The organism is Pseudomonas sp. 20P_3.2_Bac5 (genome assembly GCF_025466035.1).
In the GTDB taxonomy this organism is placed as follows: Bacteria; Pseudomonadota; Gammaproteobacteria; order Pseudomonadales; family Pseudomonadaceae; genus Aquipseudomonas.
The window spans coordinates 1-13,114 of record NZ_JANLOA010000116.1; the positions used below are offsets into that span (position 1 = coordinate 1).

Consider the following 13,114-nt stretch of genomic DNA (forward strand, 5'->3'; position numbering starts at 1 on the left):
CTGGTGTCGAGGCTGGTCGCGACGCTGGCGGTCAGCGGCTGGCCGAGTTGGTAATAGGCCTTGGCGTAGGCCTCGGCCTGCCGGTCGGCAGTGGCCGCAGCGGCGTCGCCGGGCTGGCTGGGTGACGGCATCACCGTGGCCGGGCGCGGTTCCAGGCTGATCGTCAGGGTCACGGCGTCCTCGACGCGGGTCACCGCGTACGCGCTGACCAACGCCGGCCAGTCGCCGACGCCCAGCAACGGGTCGGTGTAGCCGCTGGGCAGGCTGACCTGGCCCTGACCCGCAGGCGGGGTGGCGGTCTGGTTGCCGAGAATGTCCTGGAAGGTCAGGTCGAGGGTGGCGGACGGCAGGCTGTCGGCCCAGCCGAAACCACGGTAGGGGTCGTCGTCCGGGTCCGGCAGGCCAGGCACCCGTGGCAACGGCGACGGCGTGGCGAAGCGGTACAGCGGCAATACCTGCTCGTAGAGCCAGTAGGGGTCGGCTTCCAGTGCTTCGCGTTTGTCTTGCAGCAAGCCGCGGCGGACCAGGCGTTCGCGCTTCCAGGCGGACGGCGCGTTTTCCTCGACCGGGGTCGGCGGCGCCGGCATCCCCGAGGCGGGCATGACATAGGGTGAGCCGGCGATGGCCGGAATCGCCGCGCCGAGCAGGCTGAACAGGCGCCGCGCCTGCAGTTCGGCGCTGCTCGGGGTATCTTCCGGCGGCGCTTCGAGGGTCAGGCTGAAGCCGACGCTGCCCGCCGGCACCAGCGCCTGGAGCTGGGTGTCGTCTTCGTTGTGGTCTTCGGCATAGAGAGTGCCGATGGTCGCGTCCAGCCCCGGCGCGATCAACGCGCAGGTGTTGAACGGCAGCAGCGAACGGCCTTGCGGCGCCAGCGCCTGCTGGCTGCCGGCGATCACCAGCAGGTCGATGCTGGCGACGCCGTTGGCATCCAGGGCGCTGGCCGGCAGGCCGCTTTCCAGGCCGAAGGTGTAGCCGGTGCCGCCGACCACGCTGCCTTCCCAGAGCAGGGTGACGAAGCGTTGCAGATCTTCCAGCGACGCGGCCGGACTCGACTGGTCGCCATCCCGGGCGAGGCTGCGGACCCGGCCGAGGCTGACGTCCGGCGAGCGCGGCACGCTCTCGGTGGACAGGTTGGCCTGGATCAGCCAGGTCTGCTCCGGCGTCCCCGCCAGCACACTGATGCCCGCGGCATTGCCGGCGTTCGGCGCCGGTTGCGCGAGCACCTTGACCACGCTGCCGGCGCCTTGCCCGGCCGCCAGCCAGGCGCGCAAGGCGAGCAGGGTCGGGCGCTCGGCCTCGTCCACGCCTTGCAGGGCGAACAGGGTCAGGGCGTCGTTGATTTGCTTGATCGCGATCGGGATCCGGCAGCCCCAGGTCGCGTTGCTCACGGTGACCGCATCGCGTCCGGCGGCGGCGCCTTGTTCGGTGGTCAGCAGGTCGTAGGCCACCGTCGAACCGGCGAGGGCCTTGGCCCGCAGGTCGGCGGGCAGCGGCCAGAGGGTCGGCTGGGCGCTCACGGGCGGACCGTCCATGCCGGGAATCGGCAAGGCCAGCGGGGTTTGCAGCTCGATGCGCTGGGTCAGGCCGTAGGCGCGTGGCGAAACCACGGCGAGGCGCATCGGCGCCGGGCCGTCGACCACCGGCAGGGTCAGGCTGGTGGCGGGGCCCATGGCGATGATCTCGGCGTTGCTGTAGCTGTAGTCGAGGCTGTCCACGGTGGTGGTTGGGACCACCATCCCAGCGGGCGCGGCGGCGCGGGACAGGAAACTACTGGCTACCGCCTGGCGACCATCGGCGACGGTGCTGCCCACCAAACTGATCCACGGGCTTTGGGCGGTCAGGGTCATCTGCAAGGCAATGTCGTTGGTCTTGGTCGGGTCGCTATCCACTGCCAGGTCGAACTGCTGGCCGGTGAGGTCGTAGAGCGGCGCGGCCTGTTGCGGGTCGGCGACGACGTGGCCGTCCACGGTCACCGGTTGCGGTGCGCGCAGGCCGGCCATCAGCGAGCGCGAACCCTGGTTGACGATGCGCGGCAAGGCCGCGCCGCCGAGGATATCGCTGAGCAACTGCGCGACCGTGGTCACCGGCACCTGGGTGACGGTCAGGACGGTGTCGATGGCATACAGGCCGGCAACCGTTTCCAGGCGCTCGGCGGCATCGGCCACGCTCAGGCCGTAGGTGTTGGCGATGGCGGTGAAACTCAGTGATTCACCGTCGGCCGCCTTGGCCACGGCCGCCGGCACCGGCACCAGCGCCAGTGGCGCGAGGAACGGCGCCGCGCCGGCCCAGACGAGGATCGCCGGCCAGTCATAGGTCCAGGTGCCGAGGGCCGGATCATCGGCATTGCCGCTCCAGCTCACATTCAACAGCAGGCGTCGGGCCAGGACCTCGAGGCTTTCGCCCGGGGTCGCGAGCACGCCGCTGCTGGCCGGCAGGCCGTAGCTGCCATCGCTGCCGCTGACGGCCGTGAGGAAGTCCTGCCAGTCCGCCGCTTGCGGCGGCGAAGTGTCGGGGTAGACCTGCACCAGCGCCAGGGTCGCGGCGATCCGCGCCACGGTGTCGCCGGGCTGGGTCAGGTAGGTCGTGGTCGGCGTCACGGCATTGAAGCCCAGCGGCACCACCAGCGACTGGCCGGGTGGCAGCTCCTGGCTGTCGACGCTGAGGTCGTCGCGGGTCAGACGGGAAATCAGCTCGGCGTTGCCATCGAACACCGCCTGGGCGTACCAGTCCGCCGGAATCAGTTGCGGCTGCCGGTAGCGCACATAGGCGGTGGCGGCGGCGAGCAGGCGGCTGGTCGGGCCGTTGCTCCAGGTGCGTGCTGGCAGGTCGAACGGCGTGCTGGCGTCGAGCAGGGCGGTCGAAGCGCCCAGGCCGGTATCGCCAGTGCTGTCGCTGAACAGCGTGACGGCACTGGTGAGGTTGAACAAGCTGGCGATCGTGTCGAGGGTCTCGGCGTCGGCCACCTGGTGCAGCACGGCGCCCAGCTCGACGCTGGTCAGGGCGAAGGCTGCGCCGGCGTTGTCCTGGGCCAGCACTTCCGGGGCGATGCCCAGGTTCACCGGCAGGCGGCTGCCCACCGCCGCGTTGGCCAGTTGCTGCTCCAGGTCCGGGTTGAGGAACAGCAGTTCGGCGCTCGTGGCGCCGAGGGCCTGGGCCACGCTTTCCACGGTGTCGCCGGCGCGTACCGGGTAGTCGATGGTCGCGTGGGCGAAGCGCGCCGCCAGTTCGGCCAGCGACTGGCCCTGGCCGCTGCCGTTGTCGGCGACGCTGAGAGTGGTGCTGGCCAGCAGGTCCTGGGCCTCCTGCACGGCGGCCTTGACCAGCATCAGGCAGTAGTCGCGGAAGATGAAGGTGGGGAAGGACTCGTAGGTGGCCGGGTCGTCGGTCTGCGGACGCGGTCCGCTGGCGCCGCCCACCGGCAGGTACTGGCCCATGTATTGCGCCAGGTCCCATTCGTACCAGGGACCGACCGGGTTGACCTCGGCAAAGTTCAGCGTACCGCCCGGCGTGCCAGTGCGGGTCAGCCCCGGCGGCAGTGGCGCGACCATGCCGCCGACCTCGATGGCGTCGGTGTCGGCGCCGGAGTCAGGGTCGGCGGACAGCAGCAGGTGCAGGTTGGTGGCGAACAGGGTGTCGAGTTTCGCCCAGGCGAAGGCGTCATCGGCGGTTTGCGGGTCGTCGAGGGCGGCGGCGAGCAGCGCCAGTTGGCCGGCGGTGAGCGGGTCGGTTTCGGTTTGCGGGCCGTCCGGAATGGCGTACAGCGCGTAGAGCAGAACGGTGCGTACCCACAGGTCGGGCGTCAGGCTCTGGGTGTCTTCGGCACTGGCCGCCAGGGCGTGATGTTGCGCCGAACGCAGCGCTTCGCCACGGGCGGTGGCGGCGTCGGGATCGACCCCGGAGTTGGCGCAGAGGATAAAGGCCGCACGGTACAGCGGCGCGGCGTCGGGTTGCGCGGGACCGTTCCAGGACACCGGCAACTGGCCGATGGAAATGCTCGGCAGCAAGTAGAGAAGGGCCTGACGTGGCTTGCCGTCGGGCCACAGGCTGCGCGACGGGTTCCAGTTCCAGTCGCTGTCCTGCAGCGTGGCGAGCAGGCCGGCGCCGCGTTTGCGCTGGGTGATCCGGTGCAAGTGCTGGTCGCGCAGCACGGCGATGCGCTGGTTGCGGTTGCGCCGTGCCCGGGGTCCGCCACCGAGGGCCAGACTGCCGGCGCGGCCGGGCGTGGCGAGGAGCCGGGCGTTGTTCTTGAAGCTTTTTGGATCGCCACCGGGGGCGACGATCCACGGCGTCTGCTGCACCGAACCGAGGGTGAAGGCCAGCTCCAGCGAGACATGGAAACTGAAGGAAATCTTGATAAACAGGACCTTCACCTTGGCCTCGGCGCGCACCGAAACCTTGAGGGTGAATTCGGTCGGCCGGTAGCACTCGAACAGCGCGCTGACCTGGGCATAGGCCTCCAGGCTCACCGAGACTTTGATCACTTTGAAATCGACGTAGCCGTAGACTTTGCCGTGCAGCGCGGCGATGCCCTGGGCGCGGAAATACTGCGCCGACGGCAGTCCGGCGCTGGACGGGTTGAACCAGCCGAGCACGCCCTGGAAGATCACCTGCACTTCGACATAGGCGCCGCCGCCAAGAATGCCGGCGCGAATCTCGCGGCCGACCCCGACGGCCAGACCGATGCCCAGTTCCAGCACCGGCGAAAAGGTGCCGTTGGTGATGCGCGGCACCTGGCTGGAGGTGACGCCATCCAGCAGGCCGAAATAGATCCCGCCACGGCCGATGAAGATATAGGCCTGGACCGAGAACGAGCGGCTGAAATCCTGGTTGTACGGGAAGCCCAGGTCCACCTTGAAATTGCCGTTGGTGTAGACCTCGATCACCACCGTGCCGAGGGTCAGCGAGGCGACCCCGAGCTGGAAGGTACGGAAGGCGTCGGGCAGGCGCAGTTCGACGCGAAACATGCCGACGTCGTCGGAAATCTTCTTGTACAGAATCTCGAAACGCAGGCCGGCGAGGCTGCCGGCCTTCTCGCCATTCAGGCCCACTGACAGGCCGTAGAGAATCGGGTCGTTGAACAGGAAACCAAGGTCGACCGTGCCGGCCATCAAACCGATGTCCAGGCCGATCAGCCACTGGCTGTCGGCGGAAAAGGCGATGGTGCCGGCGGTGCCCGGCAGGTTGTTGGGGTTTTCCACCGGGCGCATGAACTGCTTGAGCAGGGCCAGGTTGCCGGCCACGGTGTCCACCGGATTCTGCAGGCGGATGCGTTGGCCGATGCCGAGGTAGCGCAGGTCCACCAGCGCCGAGCCGGTGCCGGGCACGGCGGGCGGCGGGTCGTTGACCACGTCCCAGGCCAGCGCGTCGTCGCCGGTATAGGACTTGCCCAGCAGCGAGCCTTCGAGGATCAGCTCGACCTTGCCGGCGCCGGCGCGGGTGTAGCGCACGCCGATGGCCGAGAGGCTGCCGAAACCGAGATCGACCTTGGCCTTGTAGACGAACTCCACCAGATTGTTGGTCGGGTCGAGGGTGAACACGAAGCTCGACAGCTCGATGCGCTTGAGCACGTCCCACGGCGCGTCGAGGGTGAAGCCCAGGGTCGGCGCGGCGAGGTTGACCAGGTATTCGAGCATGTCGCCCAGGGTCGTGCCGCCGAGGTTCACCGACACCACTTGATGGCGCGGGTTGGTGGTGCTGTCCTTCTCGCCGCGCCAGGCGGTGATGGCCTGGACCCAGATAGTGTCGACGTAGACCTTGAGCAGGTAGGTCGGCTCGTCGACGCCGACGTCCATACCCACTTCGATGCCGATGCGGTTGATCGAGAACTCGCCGCTCAGGCGGCCCGAGGCCGGTTTGTCCGCCGGGGTGCTGCCGTCCCGGGCGATATCGATGCTGGCCGCCGCCGAGATCTTCAGCGGCGTGCCGAACAGCTCCGGGGTCCAGCGCATCGAGATGGTGCCGCCGAGGGCATAGGACTGGTCACCGGTGGCGAAGCTGACGTCGAGGCGGTCGACCATCAGTACCGGCACCGAGGCGGGTGCGCGGCCAAGGCCGAGGAACTGCGAGACGAGGTCGGTGAGGTTGATGCTGGTGCCTTGGTAGAGATGACCGGCGAAGAGCCAGCCCTGGGGCGTGTCCGGGTTCTGGATCGGATAGCTGGCGGAGAGCATCAACCGCGGGCTTTCGTAGTCGTCTGGTGCGGCATCGGGATAGAACGAGAAAACACCCGACAGACCGCCACCGACGCGGCCACTTTGTACGGCGATCCAGAAATCGATCTGTTCGAGCACCAGGTCAATGACCACCAGGTCGACGGTCCAGCCCTGGCCAGGCTCGGGTTCGCCTGAGGACGGATCGAGGAAGACCACGGTGGTGCTGGCGTTGTACATCTGGCCGAGGGGGTCGGCGGAGAATGCCAGCGCGGATATCACCGCGCTGCTGAGGCCTCCCGCTGTCGGGCCCGGTGCTCCGAAGTAGTAAGAGAACGCCTCGCCGATCGGAATGTAGTCGCCGGCCTGCATGCTGCCTTCGATGAACAGGTCGGGAAGGGCGACACTGACATTGATGTCCACCTTGTCCTGCGCGCCCTTGGCGCCGAAGCGCAGGGCGCCGCTGACCGAACCTGAGACCGAACTGACGCTCTTGCCGCTGGCATTGTTGCTCCAGCCCCAGATCCAGCGTGTACCGACGTTGTGCAAGGTGACGAAAGGCACCGGTGGCGTCCACTCCTGGTCGGAGCCGATGGACACCACGAGAAAGCGCAGGGTCGGCAGGACATGGTCTTTGGGGGAGGTGAAAAACAGTTCGACGCTGCGGAACCGAAAGGTCTCCATCAACGGGAAGTTATCCGGTAGCGGCAATGCCGGAAGGCCGAACAGGGTGGTCAGTTGCGCCATGCCGCGGACGATCGAGGCATGCTGCGGGTCGAAGACTGCTGTCATATGCCACTCGGGACCTGCGGTGAGCACCTGGGTGGTGACGGTTGCCACCAATGCATCGGCGCCGCTGCCGAGGGTTACTGTGCCCAGAAGATTGGCGACTGAGAACGAGGTCCTGTCCCACTGCTGTTCATCCAGGTCGTCACGTACCACCAGTTCCAGCCCCAGGTCACGCAGGCTCAAGCCGCCCGGGCCACCGGCGAGCCCGCTCGCGGGGTCGATGGGCAGTGTTGCGGAACTCGCGGCGGTTGCACGCAGGGTCATAACCACCGCATGGGTCCAGTCCGCCGGCATCTGCAATGTGCCGCTCAAGGCCAGTGGCCAGGGCGCCAGCAGGTCGGCGAACGTCTCGAACACGGCAGATTCCGGCAAGGCCCCGGAAAGCGTCAGGCTGGCCTCGGGCCGGCTATCTGCGCGGAAGACCGGGGCGGTCAGTCCCAGAGACAACAGGAAGGAAGGCCCCCAGATGACAGACATGTCATCGCTTTGTAAGCGCTCGCTGTCGGGCAGACCCGCGGGGTTGAAAAAGCGCTGGAACGTCCAGCCCGGTTCAGTGAGCGCCATCGACAACTGAAAAACGCCTGCCTGGTCTTGCTGTTCGGTGTACAGCAGCGTCACGTAGGCGGCGAAGCGCATGCCTTGCGGGTCGCCTGGCTGGCCGTAGCGACCGTTCCCGGTCAGGTTCACGCGATCGAGTCCCTGAGTGATGCTTGCCGCGCTGATCACATAGCTATCGGTCAGTCCGAACAGTTGCAGCACACCTCTCAGTCCCGGCAAACCCGGGTTGGCCGAGACTGCCCAGAGGTCGAGCGTCTGCTGCGGGGTGATGGCGGCCTTGAGGATCGCGTACGTCGAAGACAGAGACATGAATTACGGCCTTTTGGCAGGAAACGGGGTGGTCAGGCGCGGGGCCAGGCGGTGCGGCTGCGCCGGAGCGCGAGCGCGACCGGCATCGTTGGCGGGGCGGTCCTGCCGGGGGGATACGGCTGCGGCGGGTGCTGCCGGTGACGGCGGCGCCGGAGTACCGCTGGCGCGGTAGACGAAGGTGTGGGTGGTTAGCAGTTCTTCGGCACTGCGCACAATGAGGGACTCATCACTGGGCAAGCGGTTGCTGGTGACACCGCGAAAGTCGATGAGGAAGTCCAGCGGCCGTGGCAGCAGCGTATAGATCCAGTTCATGCCTGCGGAAAAGGAGAGACTGGCGCTGTAGGGCGGCGTGGTGAAGCCGATGTAGGGCGAGAACGCGACCATCGGGCTCGACACCTTGGTGCTGTCGTAATAGAGCGTCGAATACAGGTTCTGCGAGGTAAGGATGGTCTTGAAGCCTCGCTGATCATAGAGGCCGGGCTGCAGGGCATAGTCGACGTTGGTGGTGGTGAAGTGACGTCCGTCGCCCACCAGTGGATCGGACCACCAGGCCTTTGTTTCTGCGTAGTCGAGAAACAACTGGCTGGTTTCCAGCGATGGGTGGCCATAGCGCTGAACGATATCGGCGCTGGCGATCACGGTCTTGCCGGCCATGCGCTGGGCGTAGGTTTTGACCACTTCCCGATTGACGTCGCTGATGACTGCATCTTTCACGTTCAAGCCGAAGGTGGTCCTGCGGCTACCGTGGTGTGGCAGCAAGACCATGTAGCAGTTGGGAATCGTCCCGTCGAAGAAGCTGTTGATGTACTGAAACGTTGGAAAGGTGGCATCGCCGCCGATGACCGCGCAGTAGTGGTTGCTGCCGGCATTCACGGCCAGGACCAACACCAGGCTCTTGGAGTTGGCTTGGTCGCCGTCGGGCCGTGTGGAGATATGGTCTTCCTCCGTGCCAACCCGCTCGGTCTTGTATGGCGTGTTGGCAGCGAGCAGGAAGACCCCGAAGTCTTCACCTCCCCACAACCGGCCCTCTGTAAAATCGCTGCGATAGTTGCTGGCTCCAACGGGAAACCCTCTGACATCGAAGTCTGGAATGAAGGTCCTGGCTTTCAACAGGGTGAGGAGATTGACGCTCTTCTTCTTTACGGTGGCGATCCCGTCGTACCAACTGTAACGGCCGCCATAGCGGACGCGACCGATGGTCATGTTCGGCAGTAATTGCAGAAGACCCAGCAGTGGATCTACCTCTGTCTGGTTTCCGTACAACAGGCTGACGTGGTCTTTGTCCTTGTGGGAAATGAATATCGCGTCGATGTGGCCGTTGGGACTTTCCCGTTGCAGCGCCATGTTCTTCAGGAACTCAAGGGTCGGGCGCCCGGCGGTCTTGGAGTTGTGAGACGAACCCAGGTCGAATAGCGCCAGCGCAGTGACCTTGCCATCCTTGTCATAGACCGCGAACAGGGTCGACATGCCTTGGCCGACATCCAGCGAATACACACGAAAGTGGCTGCTCATCGAAATCTTCCTTGATCAGATAACCGGCGGCGTACGCCGCCCCGAGCGGGCCAGGCGTTTCGCGTCCGGCGTGCGCCGTTGCACCTGGCGCGGCGCGGGGCCGGCCAGCAGGGTCTGGGTTTTCTTGTCGTCGTCCTTGGCATAGGCGGCGTACCAGCCCAGCGAGGATTTCGGGCTGCCGGGGGCGCCGAACAGCAGCAGGTCGGCGTTGCCCGGCGGGAAACTCCAGGCCAGCACCGACACGGCGAAGCGGCGCATGCGCAGCAGGTAATTCAGGCGGTCGTCGCTGTCGCGCCAGGTCTCGAAGAGAAAATTGCGAAAGCCGAGCTTGAGCACGCCTTGCAGCGGCAGGCTGCCGCTGATGGCGTTGGACATGCCAAGCTTGATCCCGAGGTACACCGGCGGGTCACCGGCCACCGGCTCCGGGCCCCAGGCCGCGAGCAGGGTGATCTTCAAGCCGATGGCGCCGCTCAGGGCGCCGAGGGTGCCCATGTCCAGCGCCAGGCTCAGGCCGAACCACGGCGCGGTCAGCGGCACTTGGTCCAGCGGCGCGCCGATGGAGGTGAACCCGAGGCTTTCCGGAGTCGCGCCCTGCGGCGGCTCGCCGGCGTTCGCCAGGTCGGGCGCGGCCACCAGGCCGTCGAGGCGCAGCGGGAAATTTTCCACCAGCGACGCCGGTCGGGCGAGGGACGCGCCGGGGCTGGTGTCGAAGCTGACCCCGGCTTCGCCCGAGGTGAAATGCTGCTGTTCCGGGGTCTGCATGGGGAACGACATGCTCACCGCCAGCCCCTGGAAGCTCAGGTAGCCGTTCACTGCGGTGCCGGGCCCGTAGCTGAACAGGTCGAACTCCGGCAGTTCGACGAAGGCCAGCCGCCCCGACAACACGAAGTTGGCGGTCAACAGGCCGTCCACCGGTGCTGCGGCGGTCTCCATGCGGCAATCGCGGATATCGATGGAGGCCAGCGCCGCGCCGTTGCTCTGGTAGACGTTGTCGCCCAGCAGGCTGAAGGAATAGCTCGGCTGGCCGCCGATACGCTGGTAGCTGCCGGACAGAATCAGGTTGTTGCCCCGCGCCCGGTCGACCTTGGCCAGCCAGGAGCCGAACAGGCGGTTGACCATCAGTTCGGCCTCGGCGGAAAAATCCACCACCCGCGCGTTCTCGAAGCGCACGCGCATGGACAGGGTCTTGTAGCCGAAGGGGATGGTGGTGGACGCCACCAGGTCGTCCGGGTCGTTGTAGTCGATCAGGCCGAAGGCGGCGGTCTGGCCCAGGTCGATGATGCCGTCGTGGGGCGTGTACGGCGTGACCGAAAAGCCGACGTGATGGGCGTAGAACCGCGAGCGGTCGACGCCGGCGGCCATGAAGCGCAGCGCCGACGGCATGTCCTGGAAGTCGATGGGCGCATTCAGGAACAGCACGCCGTTCCACAGCGGGTTGTCCAGCACCTCGTGGTAGAACAGCACCAGCGGATCATCGGCGGCCACCGCCGGGTCCAGCGCCGCCAGCCGGGCCTTGGCGATGATCGCGTCGAGCGCCGTGCGGGCCGGCTGCAACGAACCATCGGCGTTCATCGCGACCTGCGGCCAGGACCAGGCACTGGTGTTGGCCGCCAGTTCGGTGATCGAGCGGCCACAGAACTTGAACAGCATCAAGGTCGGTGTCAGTGCATCGGTGCGCCATGCCCGTGGTGACAACTGGAAGTTCCAGCCTTCGATATCGGCGCGCAGCAGGCCCGCTGCGGCCTGGGCCTGGGGCAGGTAGTCGCCGGCGCTGCTGGCGACCACCGCATCGAAGGCCGCCTCGTTGGCGAACTCCGGGTAAGGCGGGTTCTGCCCGGCCAGGGCCTGGTTGATGGCCTGGGCCTGTGTTGGCGGCACACCGGCGGCGAGCAGGCGCGAGACGGCGTTGGCGGCGGTGAGCTGGTAGGCCACCGAGGTGCCCTGGTCCATGAAGGTGTCGACATTGGCCACCACCATGAACAGTTGGTTCGACTGCAACGCCGCCTGGAACGGCGGCTTGACCTCGGTGAGGATCAGTTGCCCGGTGTCCGACTGCGGCATGTTGGCGAACAGCACCCCGGCCCAGGCGGTCTGCGCCTGATTGAGCACGGCGATCAGGCCGGTGGGGGTGACGCCCAGCGGCGGAGTGTCGCCGGCCAGCGCTTCGCTGCCCAGGCGCAGGCGGCCGGTGGGCGCGCTGCGCTGCATTTCCAGCGGCGGCAGGCCGATCAGTTGCCGGCGCAGGGGCGCCAGCGCCGCGTCTTCGATGTGCGCGGCCATGTCGATGGCCGCCGGCGGAATGCGCCCGTACACGCCCATGGGCCAGACCGTGGGCGCGGTCTGCCCGCTGGCTTGCAGGGTCGGCAGGCTGGCGGCGGTCATGTTCAGGTAGGCGAGGAAACCCGGCACCGGCACCGATGCGGCATTGAACAGCGGCGAGCGCGGTGGCTGGGCTTCATAGTCGCGGCCGGTGCCGCCATCGGACAGCACGGTGACCCAGGCGGTGGTGCCGAGGTCGGTCATCGCCGTTGCGGCATCGCCTTCCACCGTGGGCGGCAGGTAGGCCGGGCCGTTGGCCTGGAACAGCAGCAGTGAGCCGCCGGCGTTGGGCAGCACCACGTTCTCGGTACCGGAGACGCCGAGAATCAACCGGGTGTTGCTGCCGTCTCCTTGTGCTTGCTGCGGCGTGTCGAGGTCGAACAGGCCATCCGGGGCGAGGTGCCAGACCAGGCTGGCGCTGTGCGGATCTTCGGCGTCGAACAGGGGGGTGCGGCCGAAACTCAGGCGCCCGCCCGGCAGGTTGCCGCTGGCGGCGCGCGGCGTTGCACGGCTGGTGTGGCCGGTGTTGGTGCGCTGGGCGAATTCCAGGGTCGGTACGCCGGCGACGGGGTCGAAGCTCAGCGCGGTGCGGGCCGGCAGCGCCGGGTTCAGCGGGTCGAAGCTCAGCAGCAGGCTGAAGGGTGTGGCGTCCAGTTGCCGGAACAGCGGCATGTCGATGATGTCCACCGCGCCCACCGGGCTGTCCGCATCCGCTTCGCTGTAACGCAACATCACCCCGAGGCGTTCTAGGTCGTCGCCGTTCGGGTCGTTGCCTTTGTCGGCGTCGAGGCTGAAGGTCAGGCAGCCCAGTTGCGCGCCGTACAGCGGCAGCGGACAACTGGCCTGGCTGGACGGGTAGACGCCGCCCGGCGCGGAAAAGGCCAGGCGGCTGCCAGCGAACAGAATGCTGTTGTCGCCGAGGCTCAACGTCGTGGCGCCACCCACTGCGACTGCGTACTGGCCAAGGGCGAAGCGCGCGTCGCGCACCACCCGCCAGTCGCCACCCGGCTTGTCGGCCTGCAGTGGCAGGGCGTCGATGCCCTGGGTCTGCCATTGGCTGGCCGGCGCCTCGGGGTTGGCGATCCACAGAAAGCGCAGCCAGCCTTTGGGAGACAAGCGCGACCAGAGCGCGCGCAAGCCGTCGAGAAACGCCTGCGGGTCAGCCGGCGCGCTGGCCAGGAACAGGTAGGCGCCGCCCAGGTCGGCCCAGGTTTCGGGCAGGTTGGCGCTGCTGCCCAGGGCGCTGCCGGGGCTGGCGAGGTAGCCCGCCCAATAGTCGGGCAGGCCGCTCTCGGCGGTGGTGGACAAACGGTACAACCCCGTAACGACTTGCTCGAATATCGGTGCGCTCATGGCGGCCTCCTGCGGCGAGACGTGGACGGATCACTGCGGACCGGTGGTTACCCGGTCTCCCGGCAGCAGCGGCAGCGACAGCGGCGTCCAGCCCGGCCCGTAGCTGCCCAGCCCGGTCCAGTCCA

Annotated in this window: 3 protein-coding genes; all 3 read right to left on the bottom strand. The window is 67.4% G+C overall.

Going from position 1 to position 13,114, the window contains the following annotated elements; translation table 11 throughout:
- A partial coding sequence (locus NTD88_RS21435; RefSeq protein ID WP_262191758.1) for a hypothetical protein occupies window positions 1–7,805 on the bottom strand: 7,805 nt, incomplete at its 3' end.
- 3 nt (window positions 7,806–7,808) lie between these two features.
- Window positions 7,809–9,317 (bottom strand): hypothetical protein, encoded by a 1,509-nt coding sequence (locus NTD88_RS21440; protein WP_095156770.1) that lies wholly within the window; start codon window positions 9,315–9,317, stop codon window positions 7,809–7,811.
- 15 nt (window positions 9,318–9,332) lie between these two features.
- On the bottom strand, window positions 9,333–12,989 hold the full coding sequence (locus NTD88_RS21445) for a hemagglutinin protein (protein WP_262155669.1): 3,657 nt from the start codon (window positions 12,987–12,989) through the stop codon (window positions 9,333–9,335).
- Window positions 12,990–13,114: the final 125 nt, after the last annotated feature.

Excerpts from the sequence above, each read along its gene's own strand:
- NTD88_RS21440 (WP_095156770.1), bottom strand. The coding sequence starts at position 9,317 with ATGAGCAGCCACTTTCGTGTGTATTCGCTGGATGTCGGCCAAGGCATG.
- NTD88_RS21445 (WP_262155669.1), bottom strand. The coding sequence starts at position 12,989 with ATGAGCGCACCGATATTCGAGCAAGTCGTTACGGGGTTGTACCGTTTG.